This is a genomic window from Sorangium sp. So ce363, assembly GCF_051520435.1.
In the GTDB taxonomy this organism is placed as follows: Bacteria; Myxococcota_A; Polyangia; order Polyangiales; family Polyangiaceae; genus Sorangium; species Sorangium cellulosum_B.
The window spans coordinates 4,639,544-4,662,808 of the sequence record NZ_CP150333.1; the positions used below are offsets into that span (position 1 = coordinate 4,639,544).

Here is a 23,265-nt window from a genome sequence, read left to right on the forward strand (position 1 = left end):
CCAGCGTCACCAGCGTCGCCAGCGACGACGAACGCCCTGGCGGGCGCGTCACGAAGGGTGAATGATGCCGAGCGCATGAACGAGCTCGAGCGGATCGTGCGCGAAGCGGCGACATTGGTGGCAGAGCGGTCACCGTTTCTCCTCGCGACGGTCGTGCGGGTGTCGGGGTCGTCGTACCGGCGTCCGGGCGCGCGGATGCTGGTCGCCGGCGATCGCTGGGTATCCGGGTGTGTGAGCGGCGGCTGCCTCGAGGGCGACGTGATGCTCCGCGGAGAGCACCGGTGCCGCGATGGCGCCGTGGTGGTCACTTACGACTCGACCACCGAAGACGGAGAGACGTGGGGGGTGGGGCTCGGCTGCAACGGCGTCGTCGATGTCCTGCTCGAGCACGTCGCCGCCGGAGCGACCCACGACGCGCTCGCGTTCGCCGCCGCCTGCTTCGCGGAGGAGACCGCCGGCACGCTGGCCACGGTGATCCGCTCGACGGCCGGCGCGGTCCGGGTCGGCGCGCGCCTCGCGTTCGGTCCGCCGTGCGCGCTCGCGCACCCGGTGACCGATCCGGCCGCGCGCTCCGCGATCGAGGCCGCGGCGCGGGGGCCGGCCGGCGTCGTGGAGCTCGACGGGCTGGGGATCTCCGTGCTCGTCGAGAAGATCGCGCCGTCGCCGCAGCTCTTCGTGCTCGGGGGTGGGCACGACGCGGTGTCCATCGTCACGCTCGCGACGTCGGTCGGGTTCCGGGTCACGGTCGCCGGTCCCACGATCCGCCAGGCGTCCCGGTTCCGCGCCGCGGATCGCGTCGTCTCGACCGGCGGCGCGGCGGATCGCCTCCGCGCGCTCATCGACGCCGCGGCCGAGCCGTACGTCGTGATCATGCACCATCAGGTCACGCCGGATCGCGACGCGCTCGCCGTCGCCCTCGCGTCGCGCGCTCGCTACATCGGCGTGCTCGGGCCCGCGCGCCGCACGCGCGATCTCCTCGCCGAGATCGGCCACCCCGGCGACGATCCGCGGATCCACGCGCCGATCGGCCTCGATCTCGGCGCCGAGACGCCCGAGCAGATCGCGCTCTCGATCGTGGGCGAGCTCCAGGCCGTCGCGCGCCGGGCGCAGGGGGGGAAGCTCCGCGCCCGCGCCCGGCCTCTGCACGCGCGCGTGGCGCTGGTCGTGCTCGCCGCCGGCGGCTCACGTCGCCTCGGTCGCCCCAAGCAGCTCGTCGAGCTCGACGGCGCGCCGCTCGTCCGGCGCGTGGCGGCCACGTGCGTCGAGGCGCGTTCCGGGCCGGTCGGCGTCGTGCTCGGCGCCAATGCCGGCGCGGTCGCGCGCGCTCTCGGCGATCTGGAGGTCGCGCACATCGCGAACGATGGCTGGGAAGAGGGCATCGCCTCCTCGGTCCGCGCCGCGGTCCGGTGGGCGGAGGCCTCGAAGGCCGACGCGCTCCTGATCGCGCTCGCGGACCAGCCCCTGCTCACGGTCGAGCACCTCACCGCGCTGCGGGACGCCTGGCTCGCGGGCGCGCCGATCGCCGCGTCGCGGTTCAGCGGCGTCGCGGGCGCGCCGGCGGTGTTCGACCGATCTCGCTGGGACGCGCTCTCGCGCCTCCAGGGCGACCAGGGCGCCGGCCGCCTGCTGCGCGTCGAGGACGTCGCGGCGATCGACTGGGCGGGCGGGGCGATCGACGTCGATACGGCCGACGACGTGCGCGCGCTCGGCGGCCACGCGCCGGCGAACCCGCCGAGCTGATCACCAGCAGCTGTAGTCGTAAACGGTGTGCAGCGTGTCCCCGAGGCGCTCGACCAGCAGATCGCCGTCGAAGACGTAGGTGAAGGCCGGGATCGATGGGCTGGGCGCGCCGTCGAGCGGGCTCACCCCCTGCTCCCGGCGGAGGAGACGACAACCCTCGTAGACGATCTCCGTCGTGATGGTCGGCAGATCATCCGAAAAGCGGTCGAACGTCAGCTGAGCGGGGCGCCCCTGGTCGTCGCGATCGTATCGAACGAAGTAGTCGTCGTTACCATAGGTGATCGCCCGCGCGTCGTCGTTGTAGTCGATTTCGAGGACACGGGTGTCGGCCGCGCCGGTCCGGGTCATGCGGACCATGCGCTCGCCCTCGTAGTCGAAGGTGTGTGTGTGGGTTTCGCTGCCCAGCGTCTCGACCGCTCCGACGAGACGCTGGCCATCGTACTCGTAAACGAACGATATCTCCTGTCCCGTGTCCGTCTCCGTGTCCGTCTGGGCGCACGGTCCGGGGTGAGGCCCATACATCCACGGCCCGAGCTCCGGCATAGGGACGCGGCCAACGAGCTCGGGACAGCCCGTCGCGCCGCCGCCCGCGCCTCCCTCACCTGACCCGCCCGTGCCGCCCGAGCCTGTCGAGGCCGCCGAGCCTGAAGCGCCGGCGCCCCCGCTCCCCGACGTCGACGTCGACGTCGACGTCTCGTCGGAGGCCTCGTCGTCACCGCAAGCCACGAGCGTGAGCAGGCACATCGTGGCCAGGGTTCCGCACGTTCTGAAGACAAATCGATGCATCTCTCTCCTCATCCGTCAACCTGGGTCGGGTCGCCGGGTCGTCGCGCCCCGGTCGTGGGAATGTCAACCTGGGGCGGGCTCCTCAGACATCCTGGTACGCGACCGTGATACCGGACGTCCGACCTTGGCCCTCGAGCAACAAGCCGGTGGGGCCAAGGACAACCTTGTCGAGCGAATTGAGAACGAAACCTGGCTCCAGCTCCGGCGGCCCATCGCCGAGCCAGCGGAGGAGCGCCTCGTGCGCGAAGAAGCGCGCGATCTCCCTGGCGAGGACGGGGTGCTTCACTGCGTCTGCGGCGCCCGGGAAGTCCGCGTCGATCAGCGCCCTGTCGAGCGCCTCCGTCGGCTCGGGAAAGCGCCTCGTGTCCTCGATGAGGGCTGGAAGCTGCTCGGGCTCTGCCAGGAAAGCAACGAAGTAGGCGCCGGGGAGCTCCAGGGAGTAAGAAATCAGGGGCACGTCCGGGGTGCGCCAATGCTGGCCGAAGTTCATCGCGCGAACCGACAACGATTCGAAGGGCGCCGGGCGGTTGTCCACGAAGGCGGACGTCCTCGACTCCAGGAACCGGGCTCGCAAGGCGCGTCGGCTCAGTCCGGCGATCGACATCATGCGGTCAGGCCGACATCGCGGGGCGCGGTGAACGCGAGCTCCTTCAGGAACCTTTGATCGCAAGCGCAGCTCATCGCCTCATCAGCGCCGCCGGGCAGTGCGCGGAGCGGGCCCGGCGGACACCCAAGCGTACCTATCCGCGGCCGCCCTGGCAACCGGCGATCCGGCCGAGCGCTGAGCCTCGATGACGGTGCGAGCGGGTCAACGCCTGTTCCACGTGATCGAGGCAGCTCTACCGCCCGCGAGGACAGCGGGTTGACCCGCAGCCAGGATCGAGCGCGCCGGTTGACGTCCCGCGCCGGTTCGCAGTAAGTGGCGTCCCATGCATAGAGCCCTCGCCCTGGCCGCGCTGCCGCTCCTGGTCCTCGCGTGCGCCCCCGCGACGCCCCAGCCCGTTGCGCCGGCGGCGCCAGCGCCGGCCATTGCGGCGGCGGCGCCCGACGCCCGCGAGCAGCGGGCGCTGGGGGAGCAGCTCGTCGCCTCCTTCAACGACGCCTGGAACCGGCACGACATGGATGCGTTCGCCGCGCTTCAAGCGGAGGAAGCCGATTTCGTGAACATCTTCGGGATGTGGTGGCATGGGCGGGAGGAGATCCGGGCGAATCACGTCGGCATTCACAAGAGCGTCTTTGCAAAGAGCCGCCTCGCCAGCGTGCGTGTCGAGACACGCTTCGTCGCGCCGGAACTTGCGGTCGTCCGCTGGGCATGGGAGCTGACGGGCGTCGTCACCCCGGATGGCCAGCCCGTGCCCGACATGCAGGGCATCCTGGTGCACGTGGCGCGGCGCGACGGGGACCGGCTCCAGATCGTGACGACGCAGAACACGCAGGCCACCGCCGACGCGTTCCGCGCGGTGCGCGGCATGAATGCGCCGGCCCGACCCGCCCAGTAGCCGCCCGCGGGCGCGTCCGCCCTGCGAACGCTCTTACCGCACAAGCGCCGGCGCGCTCAGCGCGGCGGCGTCCGTCATCCCGGCCTGGACGCGCGCGTAGATGCCGCACGCCTCGCCGGCGATAAGGTAGATGCCGTAGTTGACCGACTCGCGCCGCGCGTTCTCCAGGGCGGAGAAGTACCGCTGCGCGATCCACCGCCCCTCCCGGGCCTTGGCCAGGGACGCGCGCCAGACCTCGTCGGGGGTGTGGCGCCCGAGGATCACCTCTTCTCCCTCGGCGCCGTAATCGCTCTTCAGGACCCACTCCTCGCGCTGCGCGAGGAGCAGCTCGGGGTGCACCGTCTCCAGCCGCGACGTCACCGGGACGTGACGCTGGATCACCGACTGCGCGTGCGGCGAGAAGCGATGGAGGTGCTCCCACATGAACGCCATCGAGCGCTTGTTCTGCGGCAGCACGGCGCCGAGCGGGTTCAGGATCGCGGCGCGCCCGTCGGCCGAGGCGGACAGCACGGCGCCGAGCGGGCCGGCGAGCGGCTCGGCGTCGGGGATCTGCTCGTCGGTCCACACGCTCGAGCGCTCTCCCCACCAGTCCGTCTTGTAATGGCGCAAGAGGACCGAGAAGGGGACGTCGAAGAGCGACAGGCCGCGATCGTCGTGGCCGAGGTTGTACGGCGAGCCGAGGAGCACGGAATACCCGCGCTCCGTGAGCCAGCGCTGGTAGAGGCGGATGACCGAGAGGTCCTCGGTGAACTCCGTCGGATAAACGAAGCCGAGGCGCCGCGTCGCGGCCTCGCCGAGGAGCGCGCGGGCGACCTCGTCCACCATCGCGCAGAACCGGGCGCCGAGCTCGCCGTTGGGGTCGCGCGCGCCCGGGTGATCCGGCGCAGCGAGCGCGCTCAGCACGACCGCCTCCGCCTCGCCCGTCGGCGTGTCGCAGTTCAGCTCGGCGATCGCCGGGCCCTCGTCCGTCAGGAAGACGTCGGCGCGCGCGATGCCGTGCCACAGCGGCTGTGACGAGAGCCACATCGCCTTCTGACAGGGCGTCAGACAGAAGAAGTCGTCGAGCAGCGACGGCTCGTCCGCGACGATCAGGCAAAGCTCGTTGTAGACCGCCGCGACCTCCTCGGCGGCGCGGTACAGGGCGCGCTGCTCGGCGGCGGTGACGAACACCGGCTCCTCGCGGAAGCGCGGGGCCCCGTCGAACCAGGGGTCGGTGATGATGCCCGTGTCGACGATCTTCGCGGCGAAGGCGTCGTAGGCGCGGTCAGCGGAGGTCATAGGAGGCGCGCGATGGCGATCGAGGTCGCGAGGTAGGTCGTCGCCTCGAGCGCGCCGAGCCCCTCGTTGCGGTCGGCCGCGATGCCCGCGTCGAGGCGGCCGCCGCGCAGCGCGAGCGGCGCGCCGAGCAGCACGCTCTGCACGAGGAGCTGCCGCACAGGGTAGAGGGCGAACAGATAGAGCAGCACCCCGCCATAGCCCTTCAGCGAGATGAAGAGACCCTCGAAGTCGCCCTCCAGCGCCCGCGCGATGATGATCGCCACGGCGATCGAGGCGCCGGCGTAGCTCAGCGCGGCGGCGAGGTTCTCTCCCTGGATCTGCTCGGCGTCATCGTACGTGGTGAGCGCCCGGAAGAGCGAGATGAACACGTGCAGCGTGATCTGCGCGAGGACGAAGAAGCCGAGGGAGATCGCGAGATCGCCGAGATCCTTGCCCGCGATCGCGCGCGAGGTGATGAGCCCGGTCGCCACGTAGTGCGCGCCCGCCGCGAGCCCCGCGGCCGCGTTGCCGCGCTCGATCTCGGCCGGGAGCCGCGCCCTGAGCAGAAGGCGGATCCCGAGCTGGCCGGTCGCGAGCACGAGGAGCAGGCCCACGACGGCGAACGCGCTCACCCAGAGGAGGTCGCGCGCGAAGCCCTCCCCCTCGAGGCAGTTCTTCACGGCGTTCGCGGCGACGAGGAACACCGCGAGGACCTGGCCCACCGTGAGCAGCCGGCGGGCGGCGTTGCTCTCCGTGAGATCGCGGGCGACCGTGTGCGCCGGTGAGAAGACCCTCTGCCCGATGCGCAGCAGGGCGAGCAGAGCGAGCGTGGTGCCCAGCCCGAACCCCATGACGTAGGACAGATCCATGGGACGCACGCTACAGAACGCGCCGCGCCCTCACAAGCCCAAGCCTCGCGTCACGCCGCCGCGAGGCGCAGGCGGGCTTCGGGGTTTGCGGGGCGCCCCGGGCTTTGTGATATGGGTAGGCCTGCCGGGCTGTGACGCCCCGGCTCCGGCGGCGGACCCATGGTCGAACCTCCTTGTGACTCCGGCATCCAGGGCATCTTCGCGCGACCCTATATCGATCTCGAGCCGTACCTCGACCTCGCCCCGCTCGACGAGATCCACGAGGAGATCTGCCTCGGGCTCACGCAGGTGCCGATCGATTACACCGGCGGCAGCCACCGCGCGATGGGCATCATGCCGCCGTCGCGCCTCGGCGAGGCGTTCGCCGACTACGGCGAGGTGATCCGCGGCCTCGGCGACGAGGAATTCGCCACGTTCCAGCGCCTCTCGGACGACCCTTCGTCGATCGAAAGCTCCGCGCGCGCCGCGCTCGAGTTCGGCGAGGAGCGCGAGATCCCGCTCTCCCGGCGGCAGATGCTGTGGCTCAAGTTCCGCCATGGGGTGTACTTCCCCTGGAAGGTCTATGTCGAGCTCATCCCGAACCGCTATTGGAGCGACAAGAGCCGGAGTGAAGGCAAGGACTTCACCCGCCTGGCGCGGTCGTTCTTCCCGAGGACGATCGCCTACGTGAAGCGCCTGCCGTTCGCGTCGATAGGGCGCTGCAACATCATGGGTCTCGAGGCCAACGATCACGGCACGGTGCACCACGACGGGGAGGGGAGAGCGCCGGACAGCGAGCCCGACCACTTCATCACGCTCTGTCCCGCGGGCAACAAGCGCCTGTTCCTGTGGGACGAGCGGGCGCGGCGGAAGACGGCGGTCGCCGGCCGGGCCTACTGGTTCAACGATCACGATTACCACGGCGTCGAGGCGGACCCGTACTTCAGGTACTCGGTGCGCATAGACGGCACCTTCACGCCGGAGTTCATCGAGGCGCTCCGGCGCGACCACGCCAGGGCGGCCGGTGTCGCGCCGCCCGCGCCGCCGGCGCAGGCCGAGCGCGCGCCGCAGGGCGCCGGGGAGGCCGCCGCGTGAGCCAGCTGGACGAGCCGTTCGAGCGCGCCGAGGTGCTCGACAAGCCCGGGATCGTCGGGGCGCGCTGGTGGCACAAGGGCCTGGCCGACGCGCCGAAGGACGCGTCGCGGCGGAACGCGATCCTGGCCGCGCTCGGCGCTGTCGGGCTCGTCGGCGTGGCGGCCGCGATCGCCGTGGCCGCGGACGGGTGCTCGGACGATGAGACCGCGGTGCAGAGGAAGCGGGCGCTCGACATGCAGCGGACCTTCGGCTGGAGCTTCGGCGCCGCGCAGGAGAGCGTGACGTTCGACGGCGAGTCGAAGAAGCCGTTCGACCGGGCTGCGCTCGCGAGGATGTCCACCGACCTCAGGCCGGCGGACGAGGGCGCGCGCGCTTACTACGTGCCCGCGCTGTTCGAGTCGCCGTCGGCGGTGCCCACGCTCGTCGCCGGGGGGGATCCGGCGCCCATCACGCCGCTCGGCGACGTGCTCCGGCCGATCTTCACTGCGGCGATGGACCGCGCCTACCGGAGCGGCAAGGCGCTCGCGTCGCTGCTCCTCGCCGCCCGGACGGACAGCGGCCTCCGCCGCGACATCGCGGTCATCGTGGATCTCGACGGCCCGGAGTCGGTGGCCTTCGCCGCCGGTGCGGCGGAGGCGTTCGACCCGGTGTTCACGTTCGACAACTGGCCGCATCCGCGGGGCGTCGTCAAGGCGCACCTGACGCTCGCCTCGGCGGCGTACTACCAGCCGCTCTTCGCCCGGTCTTATCCCGGCCCCCGCGCGACGATGTTCGTCCTCGATCGACAGCGGCTCTCGCCCTATTCGGACGACGCGACGCAGTTCGACAACCGGCATGTCGCGAGGCTGCCGTCCGCCGATGCGCTCTGGGACCGAGGGGTTCGCCATGTGCTGGTCGTGGTGCCCACGGAGAGGGACACGACCGAGTCCGACGACCTCAACGACGACCTCGTTGCGTTCCGGTCGCGCCGGCTCGATGTCGGGTTGATGGCCGCGAGCGTCTTTGCCGCCGACCCGGCGGAGCCGAAGCCCGCGAACGAGACGGAGGACTGGCCTCCTTACTACTATGGCGGCCGCGCCGCGTCGCACGGCTGGTTCTGGATCGACTATCCGTGGGGGCCGCCCCCTCGCCCGGCGCCGGTCGAGCCGAGCGCGCCGAGGCCCGGCAAATTGTACGTGCCGACGCAGCGCGCGACGCCGTTCTCGAGCGGCACCGCGTCGAGCGGGGTGTCGCCGAGCCCGGACGGCTTCGGGACGGTGCCAGTCGTCGTGGCGCTCGGCACCGGCGTGATCCTCGGCGCGGCCCTCAGCCGGAGCGGCTCGTGGAACCGGGCTTCGGGCGGATACGGAGGCTGACCGTGGAGCACTCGATCTTCGCGATGGAGGTGTGTGCGCGCATGGACCCCGGGAGCACGCTGCAGCGCACGCTGCACGAGGCCGTCCAGGTCCAGTTCGAGAAGATGAGCCTGCAATACAAGTGGCACCAGTACCGCCGCGCGCAGATGGCGCTGCTGTCCAACCTGCACGCCCTCGAGAAGGGGTGCTGGGACTACTTCGACGACGACTCCCGGGCGCTCAACGATTACGGCATGTGGTCCCGCGGCATGATCACGGAGGAGGGCGCGCGCAAGGGGCCGTCGGGGACGCCGGACCCGTACCGCGGCCAGCCCCGCTACCTGACCTTCACGATGGCGTTCCTGCTGATCCAGGGCTCACCCACGGATCGGATGCTCCGCACGGTCTGCGACATCCCCAAGGACCGCCTGTGGCGCCGCGACGTGTTTGGCCACATCCTCCAGAACCTCGGCCACGTGAGCTTCGCCAGCGTGAAGTCGGATGTCATCTACCTGATCCCGCGGGACGAGGGCTGGGCGCTGACGGCCGACGATCTGACGGATCCCAAGTTCCACTACCTGCGGAAGATCGTGTAACACTGTGTAGCACTGCCTTGAAATAGCGAGCTGGAACCACGGATCGTGCGCCAGCAAACGCCTTGTGCAGGGCCGCCAGGTCGAGGCGGCGGGGCTCACGCGGGGGCTTGTCGAAACGTGCGTGGTGTGGTGACGTGATCGCAGGGGAATCTCTGCCCTGGCGCGCACCAAGCCAGCGAGTCGCCCGTCGTTGTCTGGTGGGTTGAGCGAGGTCGATGCGTGATGGAGGAAACCGAGCTGGACACGATCGCGGCGCTCCGGAGCGAGAACGACCGCTTGCGGCAGCGTGTCGCCGATCTCGAAAGGGAGCGCGGGAGCGTCGACCCGCATCTCTGGTTTCGCCTTCCGTATCGCGAGATATTCGAGCACTTCCCCATCGGCATCGTCGTCCGTCGCGCGGACGGCGCGTCCATCGGCGCCAACCGGCTACATTACGCGGCCACGGGGGTCGAGCCGCCGACGCCGGAGACCAAGCTGCACAACATCCTCCACGACGAGCAGGCCGTCGAGGGGGGATTCGCGGCGGGGTTCCTGCGCGCGGCGCAGGGCGAGATCGTCGAGCTGGAGCCGAAGCTCGTTGATGTATCCCGAGTGGGCTTGCCGGGCGCCTACGACATCAAGCTGTGGATTGACACGCTCTTCTTCCCCGTCACCGACGAGGCCGGCGCAAGATACGTCATCGAGACGCACCGCGACGTGACCCGGCAGCAGCTCGAGCTCTTCGAGCGCCAGGCGGCCGAGGAGGAGAACCGGCGGCTGCAGGAGGAGATACAGCGCACGCGGGAGGCCGCGCTGCGCGCGCTGTCCACGCCGCTCATCCCCATCGCCGAAGGCGTTTTGGCCATGCCCCTCGTCGGCGACTTTGACAAGGATCGCGCCCGCCAGGTGCTCGAGACCCTCCTCGACGGCGTGGTCCAGCGCGGGGCCCGCACGGCGATCCTCGACGTCACCGGCGTCACCGGCGCCGGGCACGAGGTCGCCCAGGGGCTGGTCCAGATCGCCAAGGCCGTGCGCCTGCTCGGCGCCGAGGTGGTGCTCACCGGCGTCCAGCCGCAGATGGCCCGGGTCATCGCCGCCATCGAGGAGAGCCTTCACGGCGTCGCCGTCGTCCGCAGCACCCTCGAGAGCGGCATCGACCACGCGCTGCGGGCACGCCGGGCGGCCGGGCGCTGAGGGGCCGCCCTCGGGCACCGCGGCATGCGCCGGACTGCGCCCGGGCACCGGCCAGGTCGGCTTGGGCGCCGCCCGCGCTGTCCCGGGCGCTCGCCAGACGCTCAGCGGAGCTGCGGCCGAACTTCAGGAACACCGCCGGCGTGACGACGATGTCGAGCAGCGTCGACGAGAGCAGGCCGCCGAGGATCACGACCGCGACGGGCTGCAGGATCTCTTTGCCCGGCTGACCCTTGGACAGCGCGATGGGCACGAGCGCCAGGGCGGCGGTGAGCGCGGTCATCAGCACCGGAACGAGGCGTTCCAGCGAACCCCGGACGATCATCGCCTCACCGAACGACTCGCCCTCTTCCTTCATGAGGTGGATGTAGTGCGAGATCATCATGATGCCGTTGCGCGAGGCGATGCCGCACAGCGTGATGAACCCGACGAGGGTCGCGACGGACAGGACCCCGCCGGTCAGAACGACGGCGAGCACCGAGCCGACCAGAGCGAGCGGGATGTTCAAGAGGATCTGGAGGGCCACGGTCCACGAGCGGAACTGCGAGTACAGGACCACCAGCATCCCGGCGAGGCTCGCGATCGAGAGCCATCCGATCAGCCGCGACGCCGAGCGCTGGCTCTCGAACTGCCCGCCGTACGTCGCGTAGTAGCCCGGCGGCTTCGGGATCGCGTCCACGGCGCGCTGGATATTGCGCACGACCTGCTCCAGGTCGCGCCCCGCCACGTTGGCCGAGACCACGATGCGCCGCTGCGTGTCGTCGCGGCTGATCTGGTTCGGCCCCATGCTCTCCGTCACGTCGGCGAGGTCGGACAGCGGCACCTTCGCGCCGCTGGGCGTATCGACGAGCGTGCGCCGCAAGGCGCCCGTGTCCTCGCGGAGCTCCGGCGGGTACCGCAGCACCACATCGATGGTCCGCTGCCCCTCCAGAAGCTGTGTGACGGTACCGCCCGCGAGGGCGAGCTCGAGCATCTCCGAGAGCTGACCCGCGTTGACCCCGAGCTGCGCCGCGCGCTCTCGGTTCACCTTGATGGCGATCTGCGGGATGAGCACCTGCTGCTCGATCTGCAGGTCCTTCACCCCGGCGACGCCCTGCATCGCGTCGCGCGCCGCCTTGCCGAGGCGCCGCAGCTCGCCGAGATCCTCGCCGAAGATCTTCACGGCCACCTGCGCACGGACGCCCGAGAGCAGGTGGTCGAGCCGGTGCGAGATCGGCTGGCCCACGTTGACCGCCACGCCGGGGATCTTGTCGAGCTGGCCGCGGATGTCGCCGAGGATCACCTCGCGCTCGCGCTCGGACGCCCGGAGATCGACGTCGATCTCCGAATAGTGGACCCCCTCCGCGTGTTCGTCGAGCTCCGCCCGGCCCGTCCGCCGCCCGGTCGACACGACCTCGGGGACCTCGTGGATCAGCTGCTCGGCCAGCGTGCCGAGGCGACTCGATTCCGCGAGCGACGTGCCCGGCCTGGCGATGACGTTCACTGTGAGCGTCCCCTCGTTGAACGGCGGGAGGAACTCGCCGCCCAGGAACGGCACCGTCGCCGCGGCGGCGAGGACCAGCGCGCCTGCCGCCGCCATCACGGCCCCGGGGTGCCGCAGCGACGCCGCGAGCACGCGCCGGTCCGCGGCCTTGAGCTTGCGCACCAACCAGCCTTCCTCGTGGCTCATGCGCTTCATGGACGGCAAGAGATACGAGCAGAGCGCGGGAGTGACCGTCAGGGATACAACCAGCGATGCAAGGATCGACACGATATAGGCGACCCCGAGCGGAGCGAAGAGCCGCCCCTCGATGCCGCTCATGGCGAACAGGGGGACGAAGACCAGGACCACCAGGATCGTCGCGAAGACGATGGAGCTCCGGACCTCGCTCGACGCGTCGCGGATGACGTCCATCGCCGGCCGCGGCGAGGCGAGCGCCCTGTTCTCTCGAAGGCGCCGGAACACGTTCTCCACGTCCACGATGGCGTCGTCGACGAGCTCGCCGATCGCCACCGCGAGACCGCCCAGCGTCATCGTGTTGACCGACAGGTCGAAGGCCCGGAACACGAGCGCGCTCGCGATGAACGAGAGCGGGATGGCGGTCAGCGTGATCGCGGTCGTCCGGAAGTTGAGCAGGAACAGGAAGAGGACGATCGTGACCAGGATCGCGCCGTCGCGCAGCGCCTCGACCACGTTGTGGACCGCGCCCTGGATGAAGGTCGCCTGCCGGAAGAGGTGCGGGTTGATGGTGACGCCCGCGGGCATCGACCTCTGCAGCTCGGCCACGGCCTTGTCGATGCTGCCGGTGAGCGCGACGGTGTCGGCGCCCGGCTGCTTCTGCACCGAGAGGATCACGGCGGGCTTGCCGTCGATCGACCCGTCGCCACGCTTGATGCGCGCGGCCTCTTGCACCGTGGCGACCTGCGCCAGGGTCACCGGCGTCCCGTTCCGCATGGCGATGACGGTCGCGGCGATGTCCGCTTCAGTCCGGGCGCGGCCGAGCGTCCGCACGAGGAACTCCAGCCCCCGCCGGTCGACGTAACCGCCGGTGGCGTTGGCGTTCGCGCCGGTCAGGGCGCGCGAGATCTCGTCGAGCGACACCGCCGCGGCCGCGAGCTTGGCCGGGTCGACGGTGACCTGGATCTGGCGGACCTCGCCGCCGATGGGGATCACCTGCGCGACCCCCGGGATCGTGAGCAGCCGCGGCCGGATCACCCAGTCGGCCTGGGTCCGGAGGGTCATGGGCGAGACCCCATCGCCCTGCACCCCGATCAGCAGGATCTCCCCCATGATCGAGGCGACGGGCCCCATCTGCGGCGTGACGCCCTTCGGGAGCTGCTCCGTCACCGTGGCAAGGCGCTCGGCGACGAGCTGTCGGTCGCGGTAGATGTCCGTGGACCAGTCGAACTCGACGTACACGACGCTCAGGCCGACGCCCGAGGTAGAGCGCACGCGCTCGACCCCGGGCGCGCCGTTCATCACCCGCTCGAGGGGCACCGTGACCAGCGTCTCCACCTCCTCGGGCGCCAGCCCGGGAGCCTCGGTCATGAGGGTGACCGTCGGCCGATTCAGATCAGGAAAGACGTCGATCGGGAGCTTCAGCAGCGAGTACGTCCCGTAGACGAGCACCAGCGCCGCCGCGGCGATGACGAAGAGGCGGTTCCTGAGGGAGAAGCGGATCAGGGTTTCGAACATGGTTCCTGCTAGCCCCCGGCGGTGAGGAGGACGGCCATGGCGCCGTCGACGACCACGCGCTCTCCCGCCGTCACGCCCGCCGTGATCCCGATCGCGCCGGCGGACTTCGGCCCGATCGCGACCGCGCGCAGCTCGAACGTCTCGGGGCCGGTCTTCACGACGACCGTGGGCGTGCCGCTGCGATCGAGCAGCGCCGAACCCGGGACCACGACGCTCTCGACGGGCGCGCTCCCCGCCATGCTGATGTTGACGAGCGCGCCGACGCGCGCGCGCCGGTCTTTGTTGTCGAACTCGAAGAGCGCCTGGACGGCGCGGGTCGCCGGGTCGACCAGCGACGCGACGGCGAGGCGTCTGGCCTCGAAGCGCGCTGCGGGACCCGTGACGAGCGTCACCTCCGCGCGATCGCCCGCGAGGCGCGCCGCGTCCGCCTCGGGGATGCGCACGTCGACCCAGAGCGTCGCGAGATCGACGACGCGCCAGAGCTCGGTCCCCTCCGCGACCTGGGCGCCCGGGCTCACGCGGCCGGAGACCACCGTCCCGTCGATCGTCGCGCTGAGCCGCTGCGCGCCCGCCCCGCTCGCGAGCACCCCGACGTCCGCCCGGGCGCGCGCGACCTCGGCCCTGGCGATTTCCACCTCGGCCTCGGCAGCCTGGATGTCCTTCTCGGCGACGATCCCCTTGAGCTCGCGGCGTCGTGCGAGCTCGCGTTCGGCCAGGCCGAGTCGCGCCTCGGCGGCGGCGACCCGGGACGCGGCGTCGCTGCGCGACAGCCCGAGCTGCGCGCTCTCCGCGCCGCCCAGGCTCGGCCGGAGCGTCGCGAGGAGCTGCCCCTTCTTCACGTCGTCGCCGAGCCGGAGGAACCCGCCCTCGGGCGGGAAGAGCCGGCCGGACGTCGGGGCCACGACGGCGAGCTCGCCCGCGGGGCGCGCGACCACCGTGCCGATCTGCCCGAGGCTCGTGGCCAGCGCGCCGCGCTTCGCGCGCTCGGTGCGCAGCCCAAGCAGGAACTGGGTCTCGACCGGCACCCGGGCCACGTTCGGGTCCGCCGCGGCGCTGGCTGCGGGCTTTGCGGGCACGCTGTGGTCCTCGCCGCCGTGCGCGTCGGCGCGCTCCCCGAGGCCCGTGACCGCGAGGGCCGAGGCGATGGCGAGCGCGGCGGTGATGGACAGGGATCGGGCGCGGCTCACGAGGCCCCCTGCGGGAGCGCGGAGGGATCCTCGGGGCGACGGGTAGCGGCAGGCGGCTGCCGCCTCGAGCGACGCCCGAGCGCATACCCGATCCCGCCGCTGAGCACGGCCAGCGCTCCCGCGGCCGCCGCCAGGCCGCCGAAGGGCAACTCCCGGCCCGGCGTCATCCCGGTCGGCGCGGCGGCGGGCGCGATGGCGCCGAAGCGCAGGTCCCCGACGAGCACGAGGTCGAAGGCGTCCCCGGCCTCGACCGATACGACCCCGTTGGCCGTTGCTCCTTCCGGGGCAGCGGGGAACGCGACCTCATAAACGCCGGCGGCTGCCGTCTTCCCCGCGTCCGCGGCGAACGTCAGCCCTCCCTTCAGCTCGAGGCGGACACGCGCGCCTTCGACCGGCGCGCTGGAGTCGGCCCGAGCGACGTAGAGGCGCGCGGGCGACGGTCCTTCTGCCTTCTTCGCCGGGTATTTGATGACGACCGAGAACACCGCCGTTTCCCCGGACACGACGTGCTCTGTCCCGGTGCTCGCGGCGGTCGGCGCGGCGGGCGCCGCATGATCCTCGCCGCCGTGCGCGGAGGCGCGCGGGGCCGACGCAACCATCGCGAGCGCCACGGCACAGGCGAGGTGCTTCTTGTGCATCATGGTTCTTCTCCGAGCGCGCGGGACAGCTCCGCGCGGGCTTTCAGGTAGGCGGCGCGCGCCTCGAGGATCTGGACGCGCGCGCGGGCGACGCGCTCGGCGCGGGCGAGGGTGTCGAACAGATCGATCTGCCCTGCGGCGTAGCCCTTCTCGACCATCGCCTGCGCCTCGTCGAGCCGGGGAGCGATGGCCTGCCACCGCGCGAGGGCCGCCCAGCTCGCGTCGACCGCGGACCTCGCGCGTGTGACCGCTGCGCTGATCTGCCGGGCGGCGATCGCGCCCTGCTCGCTGGCGGAGCTCGCGTCGGCGAGCGCGCGGGCTCGCTCGGCCTGGTTCCGGTCGAAGAACGGCAGCGGCACGGACAGCGTGATCTGAAGCTGCGTGCGCTCGTGCCGGACGCCGGTCGCCCCGTCCGGGCTGGCCAGGGCGGCGTCGCGCTCTTCTCGCCCCACCTCGACCCCGAGGCCCAGCGTGGGCTCCGGGAGCGCGGCACGTGCGGCGAACGCGCGCCGTGCCTCGGCCTCTCCCATCCGGGCCCGCCAGAGCCCAACCTCGGGCCGGCGGCGGAGCGCGGCGGCCACGAGCACGTCGCGGCCACGGGCGTCTGGCGGCCGGACCGGCGCCTCCACGACGCGGAGGGACGAGGGCTCCGCAGCGGCGATGAGCACCCCGAGCCGCGCCTGCGCGCGCGCGAGCTCGGCCTTCGCGCCGGCGAGCTCGGTCGTCGCACCGGCGCTCTCGGCGCTGGCCAGGATCGCGTCGAGATCCGACCGCTCACCGGCGCGGGAGGCCGCCGCGGTGCCAGCGGCAATGCGCTCGAAGACCCGGTCGAGCTCGGTCCAGACGGCGAGCACGCGCTGCGCTCGATCGAGCTCGATGAACGCCTCGGCCGCCTCGGCGAGCCCGTCGAGCTTCAGCACCGCCCCCTCCAGCTCCGCGACGGCGACCTTCTGCTGGCCGGCGCGCGCCGCTGTGGCCGCGACCCCGACGACGTCGAGCCCTTGCTCGATGCCGACCGAGAAGGTCCGGTCTTCCGGGTGTCCGAACGGTGCGCCGAGATCGACGCCCCCCGTGAGCACGGGGTTCGTGCGGGGCCAGCGCCCCGCGCCGGCCGCCTCCGCGCGTGCAGCGCGCGCGCCCTGGTTCGCCTCCACGGTCGCGGGGGACCGCGCGGCGGCGCGCGCCTTCACCTGGGCCCACGTCAGCGTCTCGCCGCGGGCGCCCGACGCGGGCACGAGCGTCAGCGTTGCAGCCAGGGCCGCGAACATCGCGCGTCGGCTCCGGTGCGGCCGCCGGGTCGTCATCTCAGTGCCCCGCGTGGTGGTCGTGCCCCGCGTGGTCGTGCCCCTTTTGGCCGTCGTGCCCCGCATGGCCTTCGAGATGGAACGCGAACCGGAGCGAGGTCGCGGTCCCTCCGGCCGGCGTGATGCTGAGCACCCCGTCCACGTGGTCCTGCTTGAGCGGATCGATCTTGCCCCGCAGCACATCGGCCTTCTCGTCGTAGGCGAGCTGGGTCTCCTTCGCCCCCGCGACGACGGGGCGGAGGCTCGCCGTGACGCCCTTCGCGGAGCGAGGCTTCTCGGCCGAATCCAGCATCCAGACCGTGATGTCGCCGGTCTTCTCGAGCTTCACCTCGACATGACCCCCTGCGAGCGACTGGACGACGCCGCCATGCGGCGAGCCGTGCGCGTGGTCGCCGGCCGGATGGTCGGCGGGCGCGTCGGCGAAGGCCGCCGTTCCGCTGGCCGGCACCGTGAGCGTCATCTTCATCGGCGCGCCGCGGACCTTCAGATCCCAGGTGTAATCCGCGTTGTTCGGCGCCGGGCCCTTGGCCGAGAGCGAGCCCTTCGCCTCATTCGGCGCGAGCGTCAGGGTCTGCTTCTCGCCCTTGCCCTTGGGCTCGATCGTGATGGTGCCGGAGACGTCCTTCGGCGGGATCGGCGTCCGGACCGCGTCGCTGACGTAGAGGTCGATGGCGCCGTCGGCCCCGACCACGACCTCGACGTGGTTGTCGCCCTCCATGGTGACCAGGCCTCCGTGACGAGCGTTGTGATCCGCGTGGGGGCGGGTGCTCGCGGCGTGGTCGTGGGGCGCATTCGTGGGGGGCGGCGCCGCGGCGGGAGCTTGTGTCGAGGCGGTGCTTTCGTGGTGGTGGCCAGGTGTCTCCTTCGTGGAGCAGGCCACAAGCGGGATCGAGACGAGCAGAGAGAGAAGGATTTGGCGCATCGTGCTTTCCTGGAGCCGAGGTGCTTGCCCTGGCGAGCGGGGTCCTCAGCAATCAGCGCGCCAAGCGGCCGCGGCCCGGAATTCCGGGCTTCTGCGCGGCGCCCGGTCCCCGTGGTGACCTCGACGGTCACGATCCAGTGACCGATTCAGTCACAAACTACCCCCCCCGCCGGGGCGGGGACCGCGTCGGCCGGGCCTGATCGGCGGCTCAGCGCGCCGGTCAGCGCGCCCGTCAGCGCTCGATTGCGGCCCCGGTACGCAGCTTGCGAGGATGCGCCCCTCCATGGCTCCGCCTCCCGCTCCACAGCGCCCGTATCGACTCCGCCGCCGGCTGCTCCTGGTCATCAGCCTCCTCGTCGCCCTGGTCGCCGTGAGCGGCGTCGCCACCGTGCTCACGGGCCTCGCGTCCCGTCGCGCGATCCTGGAGGCCCACGACTTCGAGGTGGCCTCCCGCCGGGCTGCGCTGCTCAGCGTCACCGCGCGCGAGCAGTACATCCACGAGGCCCACACGATCATCCTGCGCGACCGGTCCCACGTCGCGCACCACGACGCCTGGGTGAGCGAGCTCGGCGCGAAGCTCGCCGAGCTACGCCCCGGCCTCGACGCCGAGGCGGCCACGAAGCTCGACGACATCGAGAAGGCGAGCCGCGAGCTCAGCCAGCTCTTCTCCATGACCATCCTCCCCGCGATCGATCGGCAGGACTCGCACGAGGTCCACCACGCGCACGACCGTGCGAACGCGCTCGTCGACCGGATGACGGAGCATGCGGACAGCCTGGCGCGTCACTTCGACGAGCGCGCCATGGCCGCCGAGCGCCGGGCTGAGCAGTTCATCCGGTTCGCTTTGATCCTCGCGACGGCCGTCTGCGCGCTCGCCGCGGCGCTCGCCTTGATCGCCGGGCGCAAGCTCTGGCGCTCTTTCTCCACCCCGCTCTCCTCGCTCGAGCGCGTCGCCGGGCGCGTCACCGCTGGAGATCGCAGCGCCCGCGTCGAGCCGGTGGCGGCCGTGGAGCTCGCGGCGGTCGCCGACGCGTTCAACCGCATGCTGGACGCGCTGTCGCGCACCGAAGCCGAGCTGGTCGCCTCGGAGCGGCTGGCGGCGGTCGGCCGCGTCGCCGCCGGCGTCGCGCACGAGATCAACAACCCCATCGCCGTGATCCGCGGTTACGTGAAGACGATGGCGAAGGAGGCGGAGAAGCCCGAGCTCCGCGAGGAGCTCTCGATCCTCGACGAGGAAGCGGCGGCCTGCCAGCGGATCGCGGAGGAGCTGCTCATGTACGCGCGCTCTCCGATCCTCTCGCCGCGCCCCGTGCAGGCCGAAGAGCTCCTCAGGGACGCGGCCTCGCACTGCGACGGCGGGCCGGGGCGGCGCGACCAAGTCCCGCTCGTGGACGCCGAGCGATTCTTCATCAACGTGGATCCGCTCCGCATCCGGCAGGTCATCGTCAACCTCGTGACCAACGCGCGCGAGGCGACCTCTGGAACCTCGGAAGGTGACGATATCCTCGTGCGCGGAAGGCGGCAGGACGATGGCTACCGGATCGAGGTCCTGGACCGGGGAGCCGGTATTCCCGAGGCGGCGCGCGAGCGGCTCTTCGAGCCGTTCTTCACGACCCGCCGCGACGGCACCGGCCTCGGCCTCGCGGTCTGCTATGGTCTGGTGACCGCGCACGGCGGGACCATCCGGGCGGAGCCCAGGCCGGGAGGCGGGTCCCAGTTCGTGATCGACTTGCCGGGCGTCCTCATCGAGGAAGCAAGGGAGAGCCAGGAGCGCGCATGAAGCCGACAGTGCTCGTCGTCGACGACAAGGCGAACATGCTGGCGCTGCTCTCCAAGGTGCTCGGCAAGAGCGCCAAGGTCCTGACGGCGCGGGGCGTGCGAACGGCGCTCCAGATCCTTGAAACCGAGCCGGTCACAACCGTCGTCTGCGATCTGCGCATGAACGACGGGGACGGGCTCGAGGTGCTCCGGGCAGTGCGCGCGCGCTGGCCCGGAGTGCCCTTCATCCTGATGACCGCGTATGCGTCGGTCCCGACCGCAGTCCAGGCCATGCGCGAGGGCGCCTACGATTACGTGACGAAGCCGTTCGACCCGGACGAGCTGCGCGCGCTGGTCGAGCGGGCCACGGCGCAGGCCGCGGTGCTGAAGGGCGAGCAGGAAGCGCCGGATGCCCAGGGCTTTGCGGGCATGACGGGGCGTTCGCCCGCCATGCGGGCGCTCTACCAGCTCATCGAGCGCGTGGCGCCGACGGACGCGAGCGTGCTCATCCTGGGCGAGACAGGCACCGGGAAGGAGCTCGTGGCGCGCGCCATACATGAGCACTCGTCCCGCGCGTCGCACCGCCCCATCGCCGTCAACTGCGCGGCCATCCCCCGTTCGCTCATCGAGAGCGAGCTGTTCGGGCACGCGCGCGGCTCGTTCACGGGCGCGGCCACGGACCGGGCGGGGCTCTTCGAGGAGGCGCACGGGAGCACGCTGTTCCTCGACGAGATCGGCGAGCTCAGGCCGACGGTCCAGGCGAAGCTCACGCGGGTGCTCGAGGAGCGGGCGGTGCGGCGCATCGGCGAGTCGCGCGAGCGCAAGGTGGACGTGCGGCTCATCAGCGCGACGCACCGCGACCTCCGGGCCATGGTCAAGACGGGCGCCCTCCGCGAGGACCTGTGGTTCCGGCTCAACGTCTGCGTCGTCGAGCTGCCCCCGCTGCGCGAGCGCGCGGAGGACATCCCGCACCTGGCGCAGCGGTTTCTCGCCGAGCGAGCGCCGCAGTCGCGCTCGTCCGCGACCGGGTTCTCGGCGGCGGCGATGAGCGCGCTCCAGATGTACCGGTGGCCTGGCAACGTGCGCGAGCTCAAGAGCGCCGTCGAGCGGGCGCTGGTCATCGAGACGACGAGCGAGATCCGCCTCGAGTCGCTGCCGTCCGAGGTGCAGGGGGCGAGCCCGCTCCGGCTCACGAGCTCGAGCGACGTGGACCTCGCTCAGCTCTCGTATCGGGAGGCGGTCGACGCGTCGCGCGAGGAGATGAACCGGCGCTACCTGGAGGCCGTGATGCGCCGCTTTCGCGGCGACGTGCTGAAGGCCGCCGCCCACGCGGGCGTCGAGCGGGAGAGCTTCTACCGGCTCCTCCGCCGCTGCGGCCTCTCCGCCGACGACTTCCGCGAGGAGCGCCGGGGCACGGACGGATCGAAGAACTGAGCGGGCATTCACCGCGGAACATGGGCGAGCCGGCGCCTCGAACGCCGGAAACCATGGTCCTGCTCGCCCGCCATCGCGGGCGTCATTGCGCACCGTCTGCTGCGGGAGCGCCGGGCGGCCGCGCGAAGCGACAAGCGGCGCCCGCGGGGTGCTTGGGATGTAAGAAACCCGAACCGCGCTCGTCGGCGAGGAGGGAGACGACATGAACCACGGGCATCACCACGATCACGGCCACCTTCACGAGCACGGCCACCCTGCTCCTGCCGACCTGGACCGAGCGCAGACGAAGGATCCGGTCTGCGGGATGGCCCTTAAGCCGCTCGAGCCGGCCCAGGCAACGCGCGTCGAGTACGTCTGCCCGATGCACCCCGAGGTCGTCCGCACGGAGCCGGGCTCCTGCCCGATCTGCGGGATGGCCCTCGAGCCGCGCACGGTGACGCTCGAGGACGCGCCGAACCCGGAGCTCGCGGACATGTCCCGGCGCTTCTGGATCAGCGTCCCGCTGAGCCTCGTTGTCCTCGTGCTGGGGATGTCCGAGATGCTCCCGGGCCAGCCGGTGCAGCACCTCCTCGACCGATGGCTCGTCTGGATCGAGCTCGCCCTCGCCACGCCCGTGGTGCTCTGGTGCGGCGCTCCGTTCTTCGAGCGCGGCTGGGCCTCGATCAGGACTCGGCACCTCAACATGTTCACCCTGATCGCCATCGGCACGGGCGCCGCCTATGCGTACAGCGTCGTGGCCACGCTGACGCCCGGCGTCTTCCCCCACTCGGTCCGCCACCGCGGCGTGGTCCCGGTCTATTTCGAGGCTGCCAGCGTCATCATCTCGCTCGTGCTGCTCGGCCAGGTCCTCGAGCTCCGCGCCCGCAGCCGGACGAGCAGCGCGCTCAGGGCGCTCCTCGGCCTCGCCCCCAAGACCGCCAGGCGTATCGGCGCGGACGCCCACGAAGAGGACGTCTCTCTCGAGCTCGTGCAGCCAGGCGACCGGCTGCGCGTGCGGCCGGGGGAGAAGGTGCCGGTCGACGGCGAGGTCCTCGAGGGGAGCAGCGCGGTCGACGAGTCGATGGTCACGGGCGAGCCCATTCCGGTCGAGAAGACGCCCGGCGCCCGTGTGGTCGGCGGCACCGTCAACGGCACGGGCGGCTTCGTGATGCGGGCCGATCGCGTCGGGCGCGACACCCTGCTCGCCCGGATCGTCCAGATGGTGGGCGAGGCCCAGCGCAGCCGCGCCCCCATCCAGCGCCTCGCGGATGCCGTCGCCGCGTACTTCGTGCCCGCCGTGATCGCGATCGCGGCGCTGACCTTCGTGGTCTGGCTGCTCGTCGGGCCGGAGCCCAGGCTCTCCCACGCGCTCGTCAACGCCGTGGCTGTGCTCATCATCGCGTGCCCATGCGCGCTCGGCCTCGCCACGCCCATCTCGATCATGGTCGGGACGGGGCGGGGCGCGACGGCCGGTATCCTGATCAAGAACGCCGAGGCGCTCGAGACCTTCGAGAAGGTCGACACCCTCGTCGTCGACAAGACCGGCACGCTCACCGAGGGCAAGCCGAAGCTCGCCTCGGTCGCGACGCTGGGCGACCTCCCGCCGAACGAGATCCTCAGGCTCGCGGCGAGCCTCGAGCGCGGGAGCGAGCACCCGCTCGCGAGCGCGATCGTCGCCGGGGCCCTCGAGCAGAAGCTCGAGCTCCTGCCGGCAGAGGGGTTCCGGTCGATCACGGGCAAGGGCGTGGTGGGCATGGTGGCCGGGCGCTCGGTCGCGCTCGGGAACCTCAAGCTCTTCGAGGAGCTCGGTATCCCGCCGGATGATCTCCCGCGTCGAGCCGAGGAGCGCCGACAAGAGGGCCAGACGGCGATGCTCGTGGCGGTGGATGGCAAGGCGGCCGGCATCGTCGGCGTGGCCGACCCGGTGCGCGCCTCGACCAGCGAGGCCGTCCGTCTCCTCCGCGAGGAGGGCATCCGCCTGATCATGCTCACCGGCGACAGCCGCACGACGGCGGAGGCGGTCGCCCGGAAGCTCGGCATCGAGCACGTCGAGGCCGAGGTGTTGCCCGATCAGAAGGCCGCGGTCGTGAAGCGCCTCCAGGCCGAAGGCCGCATCGTGGCGATGACGGGCGACGGTATCAACGACGCGCCCGCGCTCGCGCAGGCGCACGTCGGCGTCGCCATGGGCACCGGGACCGACGTCGCCATCGAGAGCGCCGGGATCACGCTCGTGCGCGGCGACCTCCGCGGGCTGCTGCGCGCGCGGAAGCTCAGCCGGGCGACGATGCGCAACATCCGACAGAACCTGTTCTTTGCGTTCGTCTACAACGCGCTCGGCGTGCCGGTCGCGGCGGGCGTTCTTTACCCGGTCCTCGGGGTGCTGCTCAGCCCGATGCTCGCCAGCGCAGCGATGAGCCTGAGCTCGGTATCTGTCATCGGCAACGCCCTCCGGCTGCGCCGGGTCGAGCTCTGATCGAACCGCCGACGTCAGCGTTCCGGCACCTCACAGAATCCGGCGTCGGCCGAGCCCTGGCGGAGCAGGC

Annotated in this window: 18 protein-coding genes; 9 read left to right on the forward strand and 9 right to left on the reverse strand. The window is 71.6% G+C overall.

Annotation, left to right across the window (positions count from 1 at the left end; translation table 11 throughout):
• Nucleotides 1-75: 75 nt before the first annotated feature.
• Nucleotides 76-1,740: an NTP transferase domain-containing protein gene (locus tag WMF12_RS17660; RefSeq protein ID WP_437872699.1), complete on the forward strand. Its 1,665-nt coding sequence runs from the start codon at nt 76-78 to the stop codon at nt 1,738-1,740.
• On the opposite strand, the gene WMF12_RS17665 is transcribed toward WMF12_RS17660, so the two are convergent.
• Both WMF12_RS17665 and WMF12_RS17670 read right to left on the reverse strand, forming a co-directional pair.
• Entirely contained in the window at nt 1,741-2,526 is a 786-nt protein-coding gene (locus WMF12_RS17665) for a hypothetical protein (protein ID WP_437872700.1), read from the reverse strand. It lies immediately after the preceding gene.
• 82 nt (nt 2,527-2,608) lie between these two features.
• Complete coding sequence (locus WMF12_RS17670; protein WP_437872701.1) at nt 2,609-2,983, reverse strand: hypothetical protein; 375 nt, start codon at nt 2,981-2,983, stop codon at nt 2,609-2,611.
• A 472-nt stretch (nt 2,984-3,455) separates the two neighbouring features.
• On the opposite strand from WMF12_RS17670, the gene WMF12_RS17675 reads away from it, so the two are divergent.
• Complete coding sequence (locus WMF12_RS17675; protein WP_437872702.1) at nt 3,456-4,025, forward strand: YybH family protein; 570 nt, start codon at nt 3,456-3,458, stop codon at nt 4,023-4,025.
• 33 nt (nt 4,026-4,058) lie between these two features.
• Here WMF12_RS17675 and WMF12_RS17680 read toward each other — a convergent pair whose 3' ends face one another.
• Both WMF12_RS17680 and WMF12_RS17685 read right to left on the reverse strand, forming a co-directional pair.
• A complete protein-coding gene (locus WMF12_RS17680; RefSeq protein WP_437872703.1) occupies nt 4,059-5,303 on the reverse strand; it encodes a glutathionylspermidine synthase family protein in 1,245 nt (414 codons plus the stop codon).
• Nucleotides 5,300-6,151: a DUF350 domain-containing protein gene (locus WMF12_RS17685; RefSeq protein WP_437537716.1), complete on the reverse strand. Its 852-nt coding sequence runs from the start codon at nt 6,149-6,151 to the stop codon at nt 5,300-5,302. The genes WMF12_RS17680 and WMF12_RS17685 overlap by 4 nt, the downstream gene beginning before the upstream one ends.
• A gap of 159 nt (nt 6,152-6,310) precedes the next feature.
• Here WMF12_RS17685 and WMF12_RS17690 point away from each other — a divergent pair, with 159 nt between their 5' ends.
• The 4 genes from WMF12_RS17690 to WMF12_RS17705 all read left to right on the forward strand — a co-directional run bounded on the left by WMF12_RS17690 (nt 6,311) and on the right by WMF12_RS17705 (nt 10,328).
• Nucleotides 6,311-7,225, forward strand: a complete 915-nt coding sequence (locus WMF12_RS17690; RefSeq protein ID WP_437872704.1) for a hypothetical protein — start codon at nt 6,311-6,313, stop codon at nt 7,223-7,225.
• Nucleotides 7,222-8,580: a hypothetical protein gene (locus WMF12_RS17695; protein ID WP_437872705.1), complete on the forward strand. Its 1,359-nt coding sequence runs from the start codon at nt 7,222-7,224 to the stop codon at nt 8,578-8,580. The genes WMF12_RS17690 and WMF12_RS17695 overlap by 4 nt, the downstream gene beginning before the upstream one ends.
• Before the next feature lie 2 nt (nt 8,581-8,582).
• Nucleotides 8,583-9,155 (forward strand): hypothetical protein, encoded by a 573-nt coding sequence (locus WMF12_RS17700; protein WP_437872706.1) that lies wholly within the window; start codon nt 8,583-8,585, stop codon nt 9,153-9,155.
• A gap of 222 nt (nt 9,156-9,377) precedes the next feature.
• Nucleotides 9,378-10,328, forward strand: a complete 951-nt coding sequence (locus tag WMF12_RS17705; RefSeq protein ID WP_437872708.1) for an STAS domain-containing protein — start codon at nt 9,378-9,380, stop codon at nt 10,326-10,328.
• Here the strand turns inward: WMF12_RS17705 and WMF12_RS17710 are convergent.
• From WMF12_RS17710 to WMF12_RS17730, 5 genes are read right to left on the reverse strand one after another with little or no spacing between them, the layout of a single operon-like run.
• Complete coding sequence (locus tag WMF12_RS17710; protein WP_437872709.1) at nt 10,222-13,500, reverse strand: efflux RND transporter permease subunit; 3,279 nt, start codon at nt 13,498-13,500, stop codon at nt 10,222-10,224. The two genes, WMF12_RS17705 and WMF12_RS17710, sit on opposite strands and share 107 nt — an antisense overlap.
• 8 nt (nt 13,501-13,508) lie before the next feature.
• Nucleotides 13,509-14,687 carry an efflux RND transporter periplasmic adaptor subunit gene (locus tag WMF12_RS17715; RefSeq protein ID WP_437872711.1) on the reverse strand — a complete coding sequence of 393 codons (1,179 nt, stop codon included), beginning with the start codon at nt 14,685-14,687 and terminating at the stop codon, nt 13,509-13,511.
• Nucleotides 14,684-15,328 carry a hypothetical protein gene (locus tag WMF12_RS17720; protein ID WP_437872712.1) on the reverse strand — a complete coding sequence of 215 codons (645 nt, stop codon included), beginning with the start codon at nt 15,326-15,328 and terminating at the stop codon, nt 14,684-14,686. Before WMF12_RS17720 ends, WMF12_RS17715 begins: the two co-directional genes overlap by 4 nt.
• Nucleotides 15,325-16,593: a TolC family protein gene (locus WMF12_RS17725; RefSeq protein ID WP_437872713.1), complete on the reverse strand. Its 1,269-nt coding sequence runs from the start codon at nt 16,591-16,593 to the stop codon at nt 15,325-15,327. Before WMF12_RS17725 ends, WMF12_RS17720 begins: the two co-directional genes overlap by 4 nt.
• A 37-nt stretch (nt 16,594-16,630) precedes the next feature.
• Nucleotides 16,631-17,347, reverse strand: a complete 717-nt coding sequence (locus WMF12_RS17730; RefSeq protein ID WP_437872714.1) for a hypothetical protein — start codon at nt 17,345-17,347, stop codon at nt 16,631-16,633.
• A gap of 487 nt (nt 17,348-17,834) precedes the next feature.
• Here WMF12_RS17730 and WMF12_RS17735 point away from each other — a divergent pair, with 487 nt between their 5' ends.
• From WMF12_RS17735 to WMF12_RS17745, 3 genes are all read left to right on the forward strand, one after another.
• Complete coding sequence (locus tag WMF12_RS17735) at nt 17,835-19,331, forward strand: sensor histidine kinase (protein WP_437872716.1); 1,497 nt, start codon at nt 17,835-17,837, stop codon at nt 19,329-19,331.
• Nucleotides 19,328-20,743 (forward strand): sigma-54-dependent transcriptional regulator, encoded by a 1,416-nt coding sequence (locus WMF12_RS17740; protein WP_437872717.1) that lies wholly within the window; start codon nt 19,328-19,330, stop codon nt 20,741-20,743. The genes WMF12_RS17735 and WMF12_RS17740 overlap by 4 nt, the downstream gene beginning before the upstream one ends.
• 202 nt (nt 20,744-20,945) lie before the next feature.
• Nucleotides 20,946-23,195, forward strand: coding sequence for a copper-transporting P-type ATPase (locus tag WMF12_RS17745; protein WP_437872718.1), 2,250 nt, complete (start codon nt 20,946-20,948; stop codon nt 23,193-23,195).
• Nucleotides 23,196-23,265: the final 70 nt, after the last annotated feature.